Below are 18,176 nucleotides of genomic sequence, written 5' to 3'. Positions count from 1 at the left end.
GGACGGTCATGGACCCCGTTGCGGCACTGGACCGGATCGCCTTTCTCCTGGAGCGCTCCCAGGCGCCCACCTACCGCGTACGGGCCTTTCGTACCGCGTCCGCGGCCGTCGCGGCCATGGCGGAGGGTGAGGCCGAGCGGCGCGTCGCGGCCGGGACGTTGGAGACGGTCAAGGGCATCGGGCCGAAGACGGCCGCCGTCGTCAGGGAGGCCCTGGAAGGGCGGGTGCCGGAGTACCTGGCGCGGCTGGAGGCCGAGATCCCCGTCCCCGAGGTCACCGGCGGTGAGACCCTGCGGGCGGCGCTGCGGGGCGACTGCCATCTGCACTCCGAATGGTCCGACGGCGGCAGCACCATCGAGGACATGGGCCGCACCGCGGCACGGATCGGCCACGACTGGGCGGTCCTGACCGATCACTCCCCCAGCCTGAAGGTGGCCCGCGGCCTGTCGCCCGAGCGGCTGCGCGAGCAACTCGACGTGGTGGAGCGGCTGAACGAGGAGTGGGCGCCGTTCCGGCTGCTGACCGGGATCGAGTGCGACATCCTGGAGGACGGTTCGCTGGACCAGGAGCCGGAGCTGCTCGACCGGCTGGACCTGGTGGTCGGCTCCGTGCACTCGAAGCTGCGGATGGACGCGCCCGCGATGACCCGGCGGATGGAGAAGGCGGTGCGCAATCCGCTGATGGACGTCCTCGGGCACTGCACGGGCCGGCTCGTCAGCGGAGGGCGGTTGCGGCCCGAGTCGGCCTTCGACGCGGACCGCGTCTTCGCCGCCTGCGCGGAGTCGGGGACGGCGGTGGAGATCAACAGCCGTCCCGAACGGCTCGATCCGCCGCGCCGGCTGCTGCGCCGGGCCGTGGCGGCAGGGGTGTGGTTCGCGGTGGACACGGACGCGCACGCGCCGGGCCAGCTGGAGTGGCAGATCTTCGGTTGCGCGCGGGCGGAGGAGTGCGAGGTGCCGACGGAGCGCGTGGTCAACACCTGGTCGGCGGACGAGCTGTTGGCGTGGACACGGGGCGGATGACAGGGCGAGGGCGGCCCGGGGTCAGGTCCGCTGCCAGACGGTGGTCGCGTTGCAGAACTCGCGGATGCCGTGGCCGGAGAGCTCACGGCCGTAGCCGGACCGCTTCACGCCGCCGAAGGGCAGCGCGGGGTGCGAGGCCGTCATCCCGTTGACGAACACACCGCCCGCCTCCAGGTCCCGTACGAAGAAGGCGATGTCCGCGTCGTCGCGCGTCCACACGTTCGAACTGAGCCCGAAAGGCGAGTCGTTGGCGACGGCCACGGCCTCCTCGATGTCGCTGACCTGGTGGAGGGTGGCGACCGGGCCGAAGGTCTCCTCCTGGTGGATGCGCATCTCGGGAGTGATGTCGGCCAGCACGGTCGGAAGGTAGAACCAGCCGCGCGGCCGGTCCGCCGGCCGGGATCCGCCGCAGAGAACCGTGGCGCCCTTGCGCACGGCATCGTCGACGAGTTCCTCCAGGTCGGCGCGGCCCTGCTCGGTGGCGATCGGGCCGACGTCGGTCGCGTCGTCGAGGGGGTCGCCGACGGTGAGCGCGGACATGGCGGCGGTGAAGCGTTCGGCGAAGTGGTCGTAGACGTCGCCGTGGACGATGAATCGCTTGGCCGCGATGCAGGACTGGCCGTTGTTCTGGACGCGCGCGGTGACGGCGGTCTTGACGGCGCGGGTGACGTCGGCGGACGGCATCACGATGTACGGGTCGCTGCCGCCGAGTTCCAGGACCGTCTTCTTGACCTCGTCCCCGGCGATGGCGGCGACCGAGCGGCCGGCCGGCTCGCTCCCGGTGAGGGTGGCGGCGACGACCCGGCGGTCGCGCAGGACGGCCTCGACGGCGCCGGAGCCGATGAGGAGGGTCTGGAAGCAGCCCTCGGGGAATCCGGCCCGGCGGAAGAGGTCGCCGAGGTAGAGGGCGGTCCTCGGCACGTTCGAGGCGTGCTTGAGGAGGCCGGTGTTGCCGGCCATGAGCGCGGGCGCGGCGAACCGGATGACCTGCCAGAGCGGGAAGTTCCACGGCATGACGGCGAGGATCGGGCCGAGGGGCCTGTAGTGGACGCGCGCGGCGTCGGCGCCCGCGTCCCGCACGTCGGCCGGGGCGGGATGCTCGTCGGCGAGCAGCGCCTCGGCGTGGTCGGCGTACCAGCGCATGGCTTTGGCGCACTTGGCGGCCTCGGCGCGAGCCGCCGTGATCGTCTTGCCCATCTCGGTGGTCATCGTTCGGGCGACGTCCTCGGCGTCCTCGTCGAGGAGGTCGGCGGCCCGGCGCATGAGGCGGGCGCGCTCGGCGAAGGAGGTGGAGCGGTACTGCCGGAACGTCTCGTACGAGGCGGCGACACGCCGCTCCACCTCGTCGTGACCGTGCGCGTCATAGGTGCGCAGCGTCTCGCCCGTGGCGGGATTTACGGTGGCGATCGCCATCTGAGCTCCTCCTGCCCGTCCGTCCCACAGGCACCCTCCCGCGCCCGGGACCGGACCGCAATCGGGGAGGGGGCGCGGGGGTGACGAGGCCCGGGGTGCGGGCCGGAGGGCGGGGGTGCGGGCCGGGGGCGGGCCGGAGAGCGGCCGGGGGCGAGCCGGAGGCAGGCGGGCGACGGGCCGGAGGGCGACCGGCGCGGCACGGGTCCGTGACCGGGTGCGGGCCGGACGGCTCGGGGGCGCGTGACCGGGTGCGGGCCTGGCGCGTCAGTGGTGCGTGACCGGGCGCGGGCCAGGAGATCCCGTGCCGGACGACACCCAGCGCAGCGCACCCGCCAGATGCCCCAGGAACGTCTCGTCCTCGTACGCCTCCGCCGCGTGCCCGAGCGCCGTGAAGAAGACCCGGCCCTCGCCCGCCCCGCGGCACCAGACCAGGGGGTGGTCCGCGCCCAGCGTTCCGCCCCGGTACGACGACTCGTCGGCGCGGGCCAGGACGCGCACCCCCGTGGCTCGGGGGTTCGAGGTGAAGTTGTACCACTCGTCCGTCCAGGCCCAGCCGCCCGGCAGCGCAGCCGTCGCGGGGTGGTCCGGCACGTCCACGCGGACGACGCCGGGCTGGATCTCCGGGTGGCCGTCGAAGCGGGTGCCGAGCAGCTCGCCGTAGAACGGCCAGTCGGGCTCCGCGTTCGCCGCCGCGTGGATCGCCAGGAAGCCTCCGCCACCGAGGACGTACGCCTCGAAGGCCGAACGGGCCGGGGGGTCGAGGACCGTGCCGGTGGTCGAGAGGAAGACCACTGCCGCGCACCGGCCGAGCCGCTCGGCGGTGAAGGCCCCCGGATCGTCGGTCACCTCGGCCTCGCGGCCCGCCGCCTCGGCCAGCGCGACCAGCGCCTTCGCCCCGGCCGGGATCGAGTCGTGGCGGTAGCCGGCGGTACGGGTGTAGATCAGGACGTCGGCGATCGGCACGAGGTCAGCCCCTCCCCAGGCAGGCGCAGTAAGCGCTTTCACCGTTCGGTGTCCGGCCGACCGTAACCACCCGCACACCCGCCCCGCAACCAGGGTCCGCAGCCTGGCCCGAAACCTGTGTCCGCACCCCGTGGCCGCACCCCGTATCCGCACGCCGTATCCGCACCCTGCGGCGCGGACCGGCGCCCGGACCGTTGGCGAATCGGATACATCTCTGTATCTTCTGGCGGCATCGCGTCCCGCCGCCGTGAGGAGCCCCCGTGAACGCTCTCCCGCCCGCCCTGGCCGCCGCCGTGGGCCCGCTGCCCGAGGGGGTCACCCTGCCCCTGCCCCCCGCCTTCGAGACCGTGGAGGCGGAGCGCCGGTACCGCAAGGAGCAACTCGCGGCGGGATTCCGGCTCTTCGGGCGGTTCGGGTTCTCCGAGGGGGTCGCCGGGCACATCACCGTGCGCGATCCGGAGGACCCGGACGCCTTCTGGGTCAATCCGTTCGGGATGAGCTTCAGCCAGATCAAGGCCTCCGATCTGATCCTCGTCGACCACCAGGGCACCGTGCTCGTCGGCAACCGCCCCGTGAACCGTGCCGCGTTCGTCATCCACTCGCAGGTGCACGCGGCCCGGCCGGACGCGGTCGCCGCGGCGCACTCGCACTCCCTGCACGGCAAGGCGTTCTCCAGCCTCGGCATCCCGCTCGCGCCGATCACCCAGGACGCGTGCGCCTTCTTCGAGGACCACGGGATCTACGACGACTACCGGGGCGTCGTGAACGAACTCGACGAGGGCGAGCGGGTGGCGAAGGCCCTCGCGGGGCACAAGGCGGTCATCCTCAAGAACCACGGCCTGCTCACCGTCGGGCAGTCGGTCGCCGAGGCGGTCTGGTGGTTCGTCACCATGGAACGCTCCTGCCAGGCACAGCTGTTGGCGATGGCCGCCGGGACACCGCAGCTGATCGACCGCGAGACGGCGCTCATCACGAGGGGCCAGGTCGGCACGCACCTGGCCGGCTGGTTCCAGGCCCGGCCGCTGTGGGACCAGATCACCGCCTCGGACCCCGACCTCTTCGACTGACCGGCGGTCGGCTACCGGCCTGCGTCGATCTCCCTGGTCGACGCCGCCAGCAGCGGGGCGAGGAAGTCCCGTTCCAGGCTGCCCGGGGGCAACTCCTCCGGCTCGACATAGCTCTGCGCGAGACCGCCCTCGCGCAGCGCGATGAGCATCCGGGCGAACCGGTCCGCGTCGACGGTCAGTTCACGGCCCGCCCTGCGCAGGACGTCGGTCAGCCCGCGCGCGATCTCGGCCCGCAGCCGGGCGTCGTGCCGGGCGAGCACCCAGGCCGCCTGGCGGTCCCGGATGGCATGCAGGGTGAACTCGGTCGTCACGAGATACCAGTCGCGCTCGTCCGGCTCGATCCGGGAGGCGAGCTCGGCGAGCCGCTCCAGGGTGTAGTCCTCGGCGGCCAGGGTGTCGACGGCCTCGGCGAGCCGCCGTACGGTCCGTTCGCTGTGCTCGTCGAAGAGGGCGAGGAAGAGCTCTTCCTTGCTGGCGAAGTTCGAGTAGTACGCGCCCCGGGTGTAGCCGGCGCGCTCACAGATCTGCTCGATGGAGGTGGCGTGGAAGCCGTGCTCGGCGAAGGTCTCCAGGGCGGCCTTGAGCAGGGCTGCCCGGGTCCGGGGCCGACGCTTGGTGACACCTTTCGGCACGGTGGGCCCTCCTTCGGTCGTGCGTGGAGGCGCCCACGATACCGGCGGCCCTCGCAGGCACGGATCGGTCCCGGAAGATAAAATTCACGCATGGGACAGCGGCCCGTCGCGCCCGCCGCACCCGAGCTCGTCCTCGAGATCGACGGGGACGCCACCCTGATGAGTCCGAGCCGGGTCTACCGCATCGGGCGCGACCCCACCAGCGACATCGTCCTCGGCGACGCCCGCGCCTCGTGGCATCACGCGGTCCTGCGAGCCGTCGGAGACCACTGGACCCTCGAGGACGAGGGCAGCACCAACGGAACCTACGCGGACAGCCACCGTGTCGCCGTGCGCGAGGTCGGTCCGGGGACGGTCATCCGGTTCGGGCATCCCGGCGACGGCCCGCGCGCGGTGCTCTCGGGCACGGCGCCGGCCGCCCCCGCTCCACCGGCTGCGCCTCCCTCCCCGGGTGACCGCGCGAGCCCGGAGCCGACCCCGGAGACCCCGCCGCCCCCGGAGACCCCGCCGGTCGTCCCGCTGTACGAGGCCCCGCCGGCGGACGTCCCCGAGGCTCCGCTCCTGGGCGAGCCGGGACCTGGGACCCCCGTGCCCCCGCCTCCCGTGCCGGGCCCCGAACCGGCCCCGGCGCCGCCCCCCGTGCCGGTGCCCGAGCCGCCCGCGCCCGCGCCGCCGCGCACCCCGCCCCGGCCGTCCTCGGTCTCGCACCCGGCCCTGACCGGGACCTTCCGGCAGCCCACGTCCGTACGCCCGCTGCCGACGCGCACCGTCCGTATCGGCCGGGCGCCCGACAACGACCTGGTCGTCGACGACCTCGTCGTCTCACGGCGCCACGCCGAACTGCGGGCCCACCCGGACGGCACGTACTGGATCCAGGACCTCGGCAGTCACAACGGCACCTTCCTCAACGGCGCCCCGGTCACCGAGGCCCGGGTCACCCCTGACGACATCGTCGGCGTCGGGCACTCCGCGTTCTGCCTCATCGGCGGACAGCTCGTCGAGTTCACCGACACCGGCGAGGTCTCCCTCGACGTCCAGGACCTCGCCGTCACGGTCGACCACGGCAGCAAGACGCTCCTGGAGGAGGTGTCCTTCCCCGTCGGGCAGAAGTGCCTGCTCGCGGTGGTCGGGCCGTCCGGCGCGGGCAAGTCGACGCTGCTCGGCGCGCTCACCGGTCAGCGCCCCGCCGACCGCGGCTCGGTCCTCTACGACGGCCGGGACCTGTACCGCGACTACGCGGAGCTGCGCCAGCGCATCGGCCTCGTCCCGCAGGACGACATCCTCCATCTGCAACTGACCGTGCGTCGGGCCCTCGCCTACGCCGCCGAGCTGCGCTTCCCCGAGGACACCGCCGCCGCCGAACGCACGGCGCGGGTGGACGAGGTGGTCGGTGAGCTCGGCCTCGTCGAGCGGGCGCAGCAGCCCATCCACAGCCTCTCGGGCGGACAGCGCAAGCGCGTGAGCGTCGCCCTCGAACTGCTCACCAAGCCCTCCCTGCTCTTCCTCGACGAACCGACGTCCGGCCTCGACCCGGGGATGGACCGTTCGGTGATGCACATGCTGCGCGGGCTCGCCGACGACGGCCGTACGGTCATCGTCGTCACGCACAGCGTGCTGAGCCTGGACGTCTGCGACCGGCTGCTCGTGCTCGCGCCCGGTGGCCGCGTCGCCTATTTCGGTCCGCCGGACGACACGCTGGGCTTCTTCGGCTTCGACCAGTGGCCCGAGGCGTTCGAGGCGTTCGAGACGGAGCGCGGGCGCGACTGGGCGGGGCAGTACCGCTCGTCGCGCTTCCACCGGCAGTACATCGCCGACGCGATGGAGCGGCCCGGTCTGCCGGCCGCCGGGGCGGCCGCTCCCGAGCCGCCTCCGCCGCGCAAGGCGCAGAGTTGGTGGTCCCAGCTCCGTACGCTCGTGCGCCGGTACGCGGCGGCGCTCTCCGCCGACCGGACCTTCCTCGCCATCATGATCGCCCTGCCGTTCATCATGGGGGCGATGGCGCGGGCGCTCTCGGAGGGCAGCCTCAACCCCGAGTCGACGCTGAACGTGCTGCTGATCCTGTGCGTCGGCGGCGTGCTGACGGGTGCGGCCAACGCCGTGCGGGAGCTCGTGAAGGAACGCACGATCTACCGGCGTGAGAGAGCCGTCGGCCTGTCCCGGTCCGCGTACCTGATGTCGAAAGTGGTGGTGCTCGGGCTGATCACGGTCGTCCAGGCGGTGGTCCTCACGCTCGTCGCACTGATCGGGGTGCCACTGAACGTCCCGGGCGGCAAGGGCGTGCTGATGCCGCCGCTCATCGAGCTCACGCTCGCGGTCGCGCTGCTCGCCTTCACGGCCATGATGCTCGGCCTGTTCGTCTCCGCGCTGGTGCGCAAGGAGGAGGTGACGATGCCGCTGCTCGTCCTCCTGGCCATCGTGCAGGTGGTGTTCTGCGGCGCGCTGCTCACCGTCACCGGGACACCGGTCCTGGAACAACTGGCGTGGCTGGTGCCGTCGCGGTGGGCGTTCGCGGCGATGGGAGCGACGATCGACATCGGTGCGACCGCGCCGAGCGAGAAGACGGCCGACCCCCTGATGGACCACACGGTGGGCGCCTGGCTGTTCGACATGGGGATGCTGGTGGTGCTCTGTGTCGTGCTCGGCTTCCTCGTGGCGAGGCTGCTGCGGCGGCATGAGCCGGTGATCATGCGGAAGTGATCACCGGGACGGTCCGGAATCCGGAACAGTGAAGGCAGGCGGTCCATGGGCATCCCGGTCACTCCCCCGGTCCCCGACGACGTACCGGACTTCCGGCCGACCCACATCGTGCCGCGTGACGGCCTGCCCGCCTGGGAAGGTCCCGATCCTGGCCTGCCGACGGTGCCGCTGGACTCGTTCCTGCCCGTGCAGCTCACACAGCGCGTCGGCGACTGGGGCGAGGTCCTCTGCTCCAACGGCTGGTCGGCGTGGGTCGACGCCCGGCTGCTGGTCGCCGTGCCCCTTGACCCGCCGGAGGCCCGGCAGCCGCTCGCCAGGACCGCAGATCCCCGGCCGTTGATCGCCCGTGCGGAGGAGTCGCTCGGCAGGTATCGGCGGGCCGCTGAGGAGCTGGCGGCCTCCCGGGTGGACCGGGACGGGTTCCAGCGGCGGACGCACGGGCTGCGGGTGGGGATGGTGGTCGACGGCGAGGCCCTCTGGCTGTACGACGCCGAGCACGAGCGCTGGGTGTACTGCGACGGTACGGCCCTGAGTACGTACGCGGCGTCGGCCGGACCCTCGGTCGCCTCCGTCGTGCACGAACCCACCCGGGTGGTGCCCCGACCGGCGGAGGACGACCAGCAGGAGGCGCCCGCCGGCCCGCCCCCCACCCAGATCGTGGACCAGGCGCACCTGCCGGGTGAGAGCTGATGGGCGGGCCGGCCCGTGACACCGACCTCCCGGCGGGCCGGGAGTCGGGGCTCGTCGGGAAGCAGATCGCGGACTACCGCGTCGAGGCCGAGATCGGCCGCGGCGGGATGGCGGTCGTCTACCGGGCGCGTGACCTGCGGCTCGACCGGACGGTGGCGCTGAAGCTGCTGGCGCCCGAACTGGCCCGCAACGACACGTTCCGCAAGCGGTTCGCGCACGAGTCGCGGGTGGCGGCCGCGATCGACCACCCGAACATCGTGCCGGTCTTCGAGGCGGGTGAGACGGAAGGCGTCCTGTACATCGCGATGCGCTTCGTCGCCGGCCAGGACCTGCGGGCGCTCCTGGACCGCGAGGGCCCGCTGCCGACGGTGAAGGCGGGACGGATCGCCGTGCAGGTGGCGTCGGCGCTGGACGCGGCGCACGCCCACGAGTTGGTGCACCGGGACGTGAAGCCCGGGAACATCCTGGTCGCCGAGGGCACCGACCGCGACCATCCCGAGCACGTCTACCTCACGGACTTCGGGCTCACGAAGAAGTCCCTGTCGCTGACCGGGCTGACCACCGTCGGCCAGTTCGTGGGGACGCTGGACTATGTGGCGCCCGAGCAGATCTCGGGCAAGCCGGTGGACGGCCGCTGTGACGTGTACAGCCTGGCGTGCGTGGTCTACGAGACGCTCACGGGCGCGCCGCCGTTCCGCCGCGACGACGACATGGCGCTGCTCTGGGCTCATCAGTACGACCCGCCGCCCCCTGCGTCGACCGAACGGCCCGAGCTGTCCGAGGCGACCGACCAGGTGCTCGCGAAGGCGCTGGCGAAGGTGCCGGAGGAGCGGTACGGAACGTGCCTGGAGTTCGTCGCCGCGCTGCGGTCGACGCTGGAGCGGGGCGGCCCGGGCCCCGGCCCGGGTCCCGACGACGCCGAAGGCCCGAAGCCGCCTCCCCCACCGCCCGAACCGCCCGCCTGGGCCCGCCCGGTCTTCCGGGAGCCTCCCTCGTCCTGGCGCTAGGGGGTGTCCCGGCGCTGGGGCGTCCCGACGCTAGGGCCCGTCCGTCCCTGATCCGCCGGACAGGCGCTGGGTCTGTCCTCCCGCCTGCCCGGTCTCGCCGCGGCGGCGGACCCCGGAGGCGAGCAGACCACCCAGGAATCCGGCGACGAGTCCCCAGAGCAGGGCGAAGCCGGCGATCTTCCAGACGTCGGGGCGCAGGATGACCTGGCCGCCGAGGGATTCCAGTTCGCCGATGCCGAGGATGGAGAGGCCGAACCGGGCCTCGACGAGCGTCACGGGGGCGACGACCAGCATGGTGAGGGCGAACGCGATGCCGAGGTGGAGCGCGTGCTGCCAGAGGCGCGTACGGGCGGGCGAGCGGACGGCGGCCACGAAGGCCACGGCGAGGACGAGGACGGCTGCCACCGGGATCATCCACCAGGCCCTGGAGTCGTACGAGGCGAGGGATTGGAGGTCCACCGTGGAGAGGCCCTCGGTGTCGGTGCGGAGCACCGCGTCGAGGATGGGCGGCATCGGCAGCCCGAACGGCCCTTCGACCGTGCCCTGCCAGGAGCCGCCGATCCCGACGCCGAGGGCGAGCCAGCTGACGTTGGGCAGGCCCAGCAGGATGACGGCGAACGTCTCGGCCGCGTGGCCCCGCGTGGCGGCGACGACGATCCCGACGACCAGGCCGATGGCGACGTACGCGAGGACGAGGAGAAGCATCGCGGAGGCGACCGGCCGGACGGCTTCGTGGTAGCGGACCAGGCGCGGCGGGAGCGGGGTCGCCCGCGAGACCAGCAGGGCGATCAGGAGGACGCCGAGGATCCACAGGAGCCCGTAGAGCAGGGTGGGGCCCAGCTCGGTGCGGAAGCCGACGGTCGGGTTCACCGCGTCGAGGAGTTCGCCGAACAGGTCGGACATCGGGTCTTCGCTCTGTCCGCCGGGAAGCGTGACGGGAAAGTCGCGGCGGGCGAGGGCGGAGAGCCCGGCGAGCGCGGCCAGCCACAGCAGGACGGTGCGCCCGACGCGGGCGAGGAGGTCGCCCGTCCGGGCCACCGCGTGGTGGCGGAGCGGGAGGAGGAAGCAGAATCCGGTGACCAGTGCGCCCACCAGGGTGACGGTGAGGGGCATGGCGGTGAGTTCGGCGTTCGTACCGGCGAGCGCGCTCGCGTCGCCGGAGAGGTCGATCTGGCCGCCGGCGGCCATGACGACGACCGCGGCCACCACGTTCACGAATCCGCCGGGCAGATCGGCGGCGCCCGCGGCCCAGAGGCCGAGTGCGGCGACGACGGCCATCGCGAGGAACCCGGCGAGGACGGCTACCAGGGCCTCGCCCCAATGGCGGGCGAGGTGACCGGTGTCGTGCGCCGGGCGGGACGTGGTGGGGAGCCGACTGCTCACGCTCACCACGCTAGTACCGGAGACCGCTGCTCGCAGGGCCTGTGGACGGCGTCCGCTTGCGAGCCGGGCACGTTCCGCGCACACAATGGGCGCGGAACGGAAGAAAGGGAAAAACGTGACTTCCCACCCGCCGTCCGGCCGCCCCTCGGTTCCTCCCGCAGGTCCGCCTTCGGGCCCCCTCTCGGGCCCGAGCACCAGCCCAGGGCAGGCCGGCCCCCCACCGCCCCCAGGACCGCCGCACGACGGCTCGGGGGGTGGCTCGGGCGGTTCCGGCGGGCCCGGCGGCGGTGGCGGTACGGGCCGCGGCCCGGGCGAGGGCGGCGGCGGCCCCTGGTGGCGTTCCGTCCCCAAGGTCGCCTCGGTCACGGCAGTGCTGGTCGCCGCCGTGGCCCTGGTGGTCGTCCTCACCCGCCCGGACGGCAACGGCGGAGACACCGGGAGCTCCGGCGGCGAGGTGTTCCTGCAGAACGCCGCGGCCACCGGCCCCGACCCGTTCACCAAGTCGACGGCCCGCGCCACGAACGCCTCGCAGTCGCCCGCCCCGCTGCCCACCCCGACGCGCTCCGCGGACGCCACGGGCACGCGCAGCGTGTCAGGTGCGGCGCCGGGCCTCTACGGCGGTACGCAGTCCACGGCGAGCTGCGACGTCGAGCAGCAGGTCCGCTACCTGGCCGACGAGCCGGCCAAGAACGCGGCCTTCGCCCAGGTCCAGGGGATCTCCCCCGGCGAGGTGCCGGGGTATCTGCGCTCCCTGACCCCGCTTCAGCTCCGGGTCGACACCCGGGTGACCAACCATGGCTTCCGGGACGGCGGCCCGACCGCCTACCAGGCGGTGCTCCAGACCGGTACGGCCGTGCTCGTCGACGACCGGGGCGTGCCGCGCGTGCGCTGCGCCTGCGGAAACCCGCTGACGCCGCCGGTCGCCCAGAAGGACTTCACGACGACGGGCACGAAGTGGGCGGGCTATCAGCCCTCCCAGGTGGTCGTGGTGGCGCCCTCGGTGACGGTGGTGAACGTCTTCGTCGTGTACGACCCCGAGGACGACGGCTGGTTCGCCCGCGAGCCGGGAGACACGGGGAAGCAGGACAAGCCGACGAAGCCGCCGACGGCGCCCCCGTCGCCGTCCGTCTCCGGCTCGGTGACCGATTCCCCCAGTTCGCAGTCCCCGTCCTCGCCGGTGCCCTGTGTGACGGTGACGGGCACGGACACGCCGACGCCCAAGGACGGTGTCACTCCCCCGGTGTGCCCGTCGGACTCGACGTCGTCCTCGCCGGCTTCCGAGTCTCCCGAGTCGCCCGCCTCACCCGAGTCGCCCGCCTCACCGGAGTCGGTGAGCCCGCAGTCGGAGCCGGCGACCGGCGACAACACCGCCGACGGGACGGCCACGAACGGCACGCCCTCCAACGGCACGACCGACTCGACGGAGCGCTCGGCGTCCGTGAGCCCGCAGTCGGCGGACATCTCGGAGTCGAGCTCCGGGCCGGCCCCGCAGTCCGGGCCGGGCGCCGCCGATGTGGTCCTCGCGGACGCCCGGCCGGGCTCCTGAGGCGTTCGCTCCACCCGCCGGTGGGGTTCATGCGGAGGGGCAGGCGCGGGACGGGACGGTGGACTCGACGCCGGTGCTCGCACGGCGGCGACCCGCCGTCGCCATGGCCGCGCCCAGCTTTCGGATCCACCGTCCGACCGGCACGGGCTCCGCGCGGCGCTCCTCCGCCCGCCGCTGCCACTGCCTCTCGTCACGGTCGGTGAGGCGTGCACTCATCGCTGTTCTCCTCTCCGTGGCCGCCAGGCCACTGAGACGGAGTCTGTAGCCTTATTGGCCTGGGTAGCAGAGCCAATGAGGAGTGATTGGCATGGCAGAGGGTCGAGTGGTCCGCCATGTGGTCCGGACCGTGGTCCACACCGCGGACCGCACGCTGACCGGGCGCCAGCTGGCGGCGCTCCTGACGCGGCCGCCGGAGGGCAGGTTCGGCTACCGGGAGCTGGCACGGGCCGTCCGGGAGACCCTGCTCGACGGCCGGGTCGCCCTGCGCATGCGGCTGCCCGCCGAGCGCGAGCTCGCCCAGGCGCTGGCCGTGAGCCGTACGACCGTCACCGGCGCGTACGACCTGCTGCGGGAGAGCGGGTACGCGCACAGCCGCCGTGGCGCGGGTACCTGGACGGCGCTGCCGGACGGCCAGACCCCGATCAGCCTGGCCGCCTTCCCCGCCTCCCCCGAGGCCGCGATCGATCTCGCGCTCGCCGCGCCCGAGGCCCCCGCCGACGAACTGGCCGCGGCACTCACCGCCGCCTCAGCCGAGCTGCCCCGCTACGCGGGCTCCCAGGGCTACCACCCGTTCGGTCTCCCCGAGCTGCGCTCCGCGATCGCCGACCGGTACACCCGCCGCGGGCTTCCCACGCTCCCCGAGCAGATCCTCGTCACCACGGGTGCGCAGCAGGCCCTCGCCCTGGCCGTGGCGCTCCTCGGCGGCCCCGGTGACCGGGCGCTCGCGGAGAACCCCTCGTACACCAACGCCCTGGACGCCATGCGCGGGCGTCGGCTGCGCCTCACTCCCGTGCCGGTCACCGAGGCGGGCTGGGACAGCGGGCTGATCGACGCGGCCCTGCGGCAGACGGCGCCGCGACTCGCCTACCTGATCCCGGACTTCCACAATCCGACCGGGCAGTTGATGCCGGACGCGCAGCGCCGGGAGGTGGCGCGCTCGGCGCGGGCCACCGGGACCTGGCTGGTGGTCGACGAGACGCTCACCGACATGGCCCTGGACGTGCCCGCGCCGCGACCGTTCGCGGCGGCACCGGCGTCGGGCGACGGCGAGCAGATCATCAGCGTCGGCTCGCTCAGCAAGAGCTGCTGGGGCGGTCTGCGGGTGGGCTGGGCGCGGGCCGCCTCCCGGGTGGTCACCGAACTGGCGCGGGTCCGGATCACCGCCGATCTGTCGGGTTCGGTCCTCGACCAGCTGGTGGCCGTGGAACTGCTCGGCCGGCTGGACTCGATCCTGCCGCGCAGGATCGAGGAGCTGCGGGCGCGCCGTGACGCCCTGGCGACGGCGCTCGCCCGTCATGTCCCGGAGTGGCACTGGACGCTCCCGCCGGGCGGTCTGTGCCTCTGGGTCGACCTGGGGCGTCCCGTCGCCTCGGCGCTGGCGGCGCGGGCACTGCGGCACGGTGTGCGGGTGGAGGGCGGCACCCGATTCGGTGTGGACGTGGGCACGCACGAGCACCGGCTGCGGATTCCGTTCGCGCTGCCGCCCGAGGTCTACGACACGGCCGGCGAGCGGCTCGCGACGGCCCTGGCCGGGGCGCCGGCCCGGTTCGTGGACCCTGACCTGCCGGACTGGGTGGCCTGACGCGCCGCCGGCCGACCGAAATCCGGATGCCCGCGCCGCACGATGTGTGTACGGTCCACCGAGTGGAACCTCTCACCGACCAACAGATCCGCTCGTCGTTCGTGAACTGCACGAAGGGCGAGGCGAGCCGACTCAGGCTTCCGCTGGACTTCGCCGAACTCCCCTGGCAGGACCTCGACTTCCTCGGCTGGGTCGACCCGGGCGCCCCGCTGCGCGCCCACCTCGTCGTCCCCCGCCCGGACGGCCCGCTCGGCATCAGTCTGCGGGTGCCCGCCACGAGCCGTACCAGCGCGGTCAAGTCCAGCCTGTGCCAGGTCTGCCTGACCGGGCACGCCTCCTCGGGCGTGACCCTGCTGGCGGCACCGCTGGCCGGCACCCGCGGGCGCGAGGGGAACACGGTCGGCATCTACCTCTGCGCCGACCTGGCCTGTTCCCTGTACGTACGCGGCAAGCGCCAGCCCAAGCTGCGGGCCGGCCGTCAGGAGGAGTCGCTGTCGGTCGAGGCGCGCGTCGAGCGGATGACGGGCAACCTGGACGCGTTCCTCGCGAAGGTGACGGCCGGCTAGGACGCCGTACGGGTCAGCGGAAGGCCTGCTCGCCGGTGAGCGCCTTGCCGATGACGAGGGAGTGGACCTCGCTGGTGCCTTCGTAGGTGAGGACCGACTCCAGGTTGTTGGCGTGCCGCATCACCGCGTACTCGAGGGTGATGCCGTTCGCGCCGAGGATCGTGCGGCACTCACGGGCGATGGCGATGGCCTCGCGCACGTTGTTCAGCTTGCCGACGCTGACCTGCTCGGGCGTGAGGCCGCCCGCGTCCTTGAGGCGTCCCAGGTGGAGGGCGAGCAGCATGCCCTTGCCGAGCTCGAGGGACATGTCGGCGAGCTTCTGCTGCGTCAGCTGGTAGGAGGCCAGGGACCGCTCGAAGACGATGCGGTCGCCCGCATACGCGATGGCGGTCTCCAGGCAGTCGCGGGCGGCGCCGAGCGCGCCGAAGACGATGCCGAAGCGCGCCTCGTTGAGACAGCCCAGCGGGCCGGAGAGGCCACGCGCCTCGGGCAGCATCGCGTCGGCCGGCAGTCGCACGCCGTCCAGGACCAGTTCGCTGGTGACGCTGGCCCGCAGCGACAGCTTCTGCTTGATCTCGGGCGCGCTGAAGCCGGGGGTTCCGGCGGGTACGAGGAAGCCGCGGACGCCTTCGTCGGTCCGGGCCCAGACGACGGCGACATCGGCGACCGAGCCGTTGGTGATCCACATCTTGGTGCCGTCGAGCACCCAGTCGGCACCGTCGCGGCGGGCGCGGGTGCGCATGGCTCCGGGGTCCGATCCGGCGTCCGGCTCGGTGAGGCCGAAGCAGCCGATGTACTCGCCCGCCGCCATCCCGGGCAGCCACTGCTGCTTCTGCTCCTCCGAGCCGTACTTCCAGATCGCGTACATCGCGAGGGAGCCCTGCACGGAGACGAGGCTGCGCAGCCCGGAGTCCACGGCCTCCAGCTCCAGGCAGGCCAGGCCGTAGGCGACGGCGTCGGTGCCCGCGCAGCCGTAGCCCTCCAGGTGCATGCCGAGGACCCCGATGCCGCCGAGCTGCCGTGCCAGTTCGCGGGCGGGGATCTCCCCCCGCTCGAACCAGCCGGCCACGTGGGGGCGGAGTTCCTTGTCCGCCATGGTGCGCACGGTCCGGCGGATCTCCCGCTCCTCGTCGGTCAGCAGACCGTCGATCGCCAGCAGGTCGAAGGGGTGGACGGGGGACGACTTCGACGCGGGCGACGGCTGCGACGACTTCACGGACGGCCTCCAGGCTGGTGCGACGATGCGGTGGGACGAGCGTAGCGGGAGATTGGATTTTGGATCCAGTCTTGAATATCCGTTCTCCGATGCCTACGTTCGGATCGGATCCAATCACCGGTGGAAGGGTTCGAGATGCACGCCGATCAGCGGGAACCGTCCGGACCCGGCGCCCTGTCCGGCATCGTCGTGGCCGACTTCGGGCGTGTCCTCGCCGGCCCCTACATGACGATGCTCCTGGCGGACCTCGGCGCCGATGTGATCAAGATCGAGCGGCCGGGCTCCGGTGACGACACGCGCGCGTGGGGCCCCCCTTTCGCCGGCGGCGAGGCCACGTACTTCCTCGGAGTGAACCGGAACAAGCGCTCCATCGCCCTGGATCTCGCCGACCCCGCGGACCTGGACACCGCCCGCGCGATCGTCGACCGCGCGGACGTCCTCGTGGAGAACTTCCGGCCCGGCACGATGGAGAAGCTCGGCCTCGGTTACGAGGACGTCCGCGCCTCCAACCCCGGGCTCGTCTACTGCTCGGTCACCGGCTTCGGCACCGCGGAGGGCGCCCGTCTGCCCGGCTACGACCTCCTCGTCCAGGCGATGGGCGGGCTGATGAGCGTGACCGGCGAGCCCGGCGGGCCGGGACGAAGACGGGCGTCGCTCTGGTCGACGTCATCACCGGCCTCCACGCGGGCCTCGGGGTGCTGGCCGCGCTGCGGCACCGGGAGCGCACGGGCGAGGGCCAGCGGGTCGAGGTCTCGCTGCTGACCTCCCTGCTGTCGGCCCTCACCAACCAGTCCGCCGCCCATCTCGGTGCCGGCGTCGTCCCGCGCGCCCTGGGCAACCGGCATCCGAGCATCGCCCCGTACGAGGTGTTCGAGGCGCGGGACCGGCCGCTGGTCCTCGCCGTGGGCAACGACCGCCAGTTCCGCACCCTTTGCGCGCGCCTCGGGTCGCCGGCTCTCGCGGACGACGCCCGTTTCGCGACCAACCCGTCCCGGGTCGCCCACCGCGAGGAACTGGTCGCGGCCCTGTCGGGTCCGCTCGCCGAGCGGACCGCCGACAGCTGGTTCGAGGAACTCACCGCGGCCGGGGTGCCCTGTGGCCCGATCAACGACCTCGCCGCCGCCTTCGAGTTGGCCGACCGGCTCGGTCTCGCGCCGCACGTCCCGGCCGATGCGGCGGGGCCGGGCCAGGTCGTCAACCCGGTGACGCTGGGCGTCACCCCCGCCTCGTACCGCACCGCTCCCCCGCGCCTCGGGGAGCACACGGCCGCCCTGCGCGACGAACTGGGACGGGCGCCCGGCACCCCGTCGTAGGAAGATGTCCGGATCAAGAACCGCGCACGGCGCGGGACGGCCGGGCGGGAAGCCGGGAACGAAGCACGAGCACGAGCACGACGGAAGGGTCACAGGCGATGAGCAGCGCGGTGCGGAAGGGGCGGCCGCCGACCGCCCAGCAGTTCGTCCTCCAGGAGCTGCGGCGCGCGATCTCCACCGGAGAACTGCGACCCGGCGGACAGATCCGCCAGGACGCGCTCGCCGCCCGGCTCGACGTCAGCCGCGTACCGCTGCGGGAGGCCCTGAAGATCCTGGAGGGTGAGGGACTCGTCGTCCATCACATCCACCGGGGCTACTTCGTCACCGAGTTGTCGCTCGCGGACCTGGAAGAGGTGTACCGGATCCGGGAGTTGCTGGAGACCGAGGCGGTCCGGCTCGGAGTCCGGCGCGCGGACGACGGACTGCTCGCGTCCCTGGAGGAGATCCAGCGGGAGGTGGAGCGGGCCGCCGACGCCGGGGACGTGACGGCGATGGGCGCGGCGAACCGCCGCTTCCACTTCGCCCTGATCGAGGCGTCGGGGATGCCGCGCCTGGTCCGCCTCGTCACGACACTGTGGGACGCCACCGACGCCTACCGCTCGCTGTACTACACCGAGACGCCGAACCGGGAGCTGGCGGTGCGCGAGCACCGCGCGGTCCTCTCGGCCGTACGCCACGGGGACGAGGAGGCCGTGGTGCGCGAGCTCGACGCGCACCGGGCGCACGCGGTCGCGGCCCTGCGCGAGGTCCTCGACCTGGACTGAGCGACGCCCCCGGGATGCGCCGCTCGGCGATCCCGGGGGGGGCCGGTCGGTGGCCTCCCAGGGGCCGCGCGCCGGCCTCCCGGATCCCTGCGCGGT

Annotated in this window: 15 protein-coding genes and 1 pseudogene; 10 read left to right on the top strand and 6 right to left on the bottom strand. The window is 73.2% G+C overall.

Annotated features, from left to right (window positions below; genetic code table 11):
• Positions 1–8 precede the first annotated feature (8 nt).
• Positions 9–1,022 (top strand): PHP domain-containing protein, encoded by a 1,014-nt coding sequence (locus AB0E14_RS12375; protein ID WP_362415393.1) that lies wholly within the window; start codon positions 9–11, stop codon positions 1,020–1,022.
• Between the two features lie 21 nt (positions 1,023–1,043).
• On the opposite strand, the gene AB0E14_RS12370 is transcribed toward AB0E14_RS12375, so the two are convergent.
• Positions 1,044–2,435: an NADP-dependent succinic semialdehyde dehydrogenase gene (locus AB0E14_RS12370; protein ID WP_362415391.1), complete on the bottom strand. Its 1,392-nt coding sequence runs from the start codon at positions 2,433–2,435 to the stop codon at positions 1,044–1,046.
• 264 nt (positions 2,436–2,699) lie between these two features.
• Complete coding sequence (locus tag AB0E14_RS12365) at positions 2,700–3,398, bottom strand: ThuA domain-containing protein (protein ID WP_362415389.1); 699 nt, start codon at positions 3,396–3,398, stop codon at positions 2,700–2,702.
• A gap of 260 nt (positions 3,399–3,658) precedes the next feature.
• On the opposite strand from AB0E14_RS12365, the gene AB0E14_RS12360 reads away from it, so the two are divergent.
• Complete coding sequence (locus AB0E14_RS12360; RefSeq protein ID WP_362415387.1) at positions 3,659–4,465, top strand: class II aldolase/adducin family protein; 807 nt, start codon at positions 3,659–3,661, stop codon at positions 4,463–4,465.
• Between the two features lie 11 nt (positions 4,466–4,476).
• Here AB0E14_RS12360 and AB0E14_RS12355 read toward each other — a convergent pair whose 3' ends face one another.
• Entirely contained in the window at positions 4,477–5,097 is a 621-nt protein-coding gene (locus AB0E14_RS12355; protein ID WP_362415385.1) for a helix-turn-helix domain-containing protein, read from the bottom strand.
• Between the two features lie 90 nt (positions 5,098–5,187).
• Between AB0E14_RS12355 and AB0E14_RS12350 the strand changes: the two genes are divergently transcribed.
• The 3 genes from AB0E14_RS12350 to AB0E14_RS12340 are packed head-to-tail and all read left to right on the top strand — an operon-like array spanning position 5,188 to position 9,491.
• The gene (locus AB0E14_RS12350; RefSeq protein WP_362415382.1) at positions 5,188–7,794 is read left to right on the top strand and encodes an FHA domain-containing protein; all 2,607 of its coding nucleotides are present in this window, start codon (positions 5,188–5,190) and stop codon (positions 7,792–7,794) included.
• Between the two features lie 45 nt (positions 7,795–7,839).
• A complete protein-coding gene (locus AB0E14_RS12345) occupies positions 7,840–8,484 on the top strand; it encodes a hypothetical protein (RefSeq protein ID WP_362415380.1) in 645 nt (214 codons plus the stop codon).
• Positions 8,484–9,491 (top strand): serine/threonine-protein kinase, encoded by a 1,008-nt coding sequence (locus tag AB0E14_RS12340; protein ID WP_362415378.1) that lies wholly within the window; start codon positions 8,484–8,486, stop codon positions 9,489–9,491. The genes AB0E14_RS12345 and AB0E14_RS12340 overlap by 1 nt, the downstream gene beginning before the upstream one ends.
• Positions 9,492–9,521: 30 nt before the next feature.
• Here the strand turns inward: AB0E14_RS12340 and AB0E14_RS12335 are convergent, their stop codons facing one another.
• A complete protein-coding gene (locus AB0E14_RS12335) occupies positions 9,522–10,883 on the bottom strand; it encodes a streptophobe family protein (protein WP_362415376.1) in 1,362 nt (453 codons plus the stop codon).
• 361 nt (positions 10,884–11,244) lie between these two features.
• Here AB0E14_RS12335 and AB0E14_RS12330 point away from each other — a divergent pair, with 361 nt between their 5' ends.
• Positions 11,245–12,420, top strand: coding sequence for a DUF6777 domain-containing protein (locus AB0E14_RS12330; protein WP_362415374.1), 1,176 nt, complete (start codon positions 11,245–11,247; stop codon positions 12,418–12,420).
• 27 nt (positions 12,421–12,447) lie between these two features.
• On the opposite strand, the gene AB0E14_RS12325 is transcribed toward AB0E14_RS12330, so the two are convergent.
• Positions 12,448–12,636: a hypothetical protein gene (locus tag AB0E14_RS12325; RefSeq protein WP_362415372.1), complete on the bottom strand. Its 189-nt coding sequence runs from the start codon at positions 12,634–12,636 to the stop codon at positions 12,448–12,450.
• Between the two features lie 91 nt (positions 12,637–12,727).
• Here AB0E14_RS12325 and AB0E14_RS12320 point away from each other — a divergent pair, with 91 nt between their 5' ends.
• Both AB0E14_RS12320 and AB0E14_RS12315 read left to right on the top strand, forming a co-directional pair.
• A complete protein-coding gene (locus tag AB0E14_RS12320) occupies positions 12,728–14,221 on the top strand; it encodes a PLP-dependent aminotransferase family protein (RefSeq protein ID WP_362415369.1) in 1,494 nt (497 codons plus the stop codon).
• Between the two features lie 62 nt (positions 14,222–14,283).
• A complete protein-coding gene (locus AB0E14_RS12315; RefSeq protein WP_362415367.1) occupies positions 14,284–14,787 on the top strand; it encodes an FBP domain-containing protein in 504 nt (167 codons plus the stop codon).
• A gap of 13 nt (positions 14,788–14,800) precedes the next feature.
• On the opposite strand, the gene AB0E14_RS12310 is transcribed toward AB0E14_RS12315, so the two are convergent.
• Positions 14,801–16,003 (bottom strand): acyl-CoA dehydrogenase family protein, encoded by a 1,203-nt coding sequence (locus tag AB0E14_RS12310; protein WP_362415365.1) that lies wholly within the window; start codon positions 16,001–16,003, stop codon positions 14,801–14,803.
• A gap of 135 nt (positions 16,004–16,138) precedes the next feature.
• Here AB0E14_RS12310 and AB0E14_RS12305 point away from each other — a divergent pair.
• Both AB0E14_RS12305 and AB0E14_RS12300 read left to right on the top strand, forming a co-directional pair.
• A pseudogene (locus tag AB0E14_RS12305) lies at positions 16,139–17,316 on the top strand (CoA transferase).
• Between the two features lie 98 nt (positions 17,317–17,414).
• Positions 17,415–18,080, top strand: coding sequence for a GntR family transcriptional regulator (locus tag AB0E14_RS12300; protein ID WP_362415363.1), 666 nt, complete (start codon positions 17,415–17,417; stop codon positions 18,078–18,080).
• Positions 18,081–18,176 lie beyond the last annotated feature (96 nt).

The organism is Streptomyces sp. NPDC047981 (assembly GCF_040653315.1).
In the GTDB taxonomy this organism is placed as follows: domain Bacteria; phylum Actinomycetota; class Actinomycetes; order Streptomycetales; family Streptomycetaceae; genus Streptomyces.
This window is presented reverse-complemented; position numbering and strand designations above follow the sequence as displayed.

Bases quoted from the DNA above. Each gene is read 5' to 3' on its own strand.
- AB0E14_RS12375 (WP_362415393.1), top strand. From the start codon at position 9: ATGGACCCCGTTGCGGCACTGGACCGGATCGCCTTTCTCCTGGAGCGC.
- AB0E14_RS12370 (WP_362415391.1), bottom strand. From the start codon at position 2,435: ATGGCGATCGCCACCGTAAATCCCGCCACGGGCGAGACGCTGCGCACC.
- AB0E14_RS12350 (WP_362415382.1), top strand. From the start codon at position 5,188: ATGGGACAGCGGCCCGTCGCGCCCGCCGCACCCGAGCTCGTCCTCGAG.
- AB0E14_RS12345 (WP_362415380.1), top strand. From the start codon at position 7,840: ATGGGCATCCCGGTCACTCCCCCGGTCCCCGACGACGTACCGGACTTC.
- AB0E14_RS12340 (WP_362415378.1), top strand. From the start codon at position 8,484: ATGGGCGGGCCGGCCCGTGACACCGACCTCCCGGCGGGCCGGGAGTCG.
- AB0E14_RS12325 (WP_362415372.1), bottom strand. From the start codon at position 12,636: ATGAGTGCACGCCTCACCGACCGTGACGAGAGGCAGTGGCAGCGGCGG.
- AB0E14_RS12320 (WP_362415369.1), top strand. From the start codon at position 12,728: ATGGCAGAGGGTCGAGTGGTCCGCCATGTGGTCCGGACCGTGGTCCAC.
- AB0E14_RS12300 (WP_362415363.1), top strand. From the start codon at position 17,415: ATGAGCAGCGCGGTGCGGAAGGGGCGGCCGCCGACCGCCCAGCAGTTC.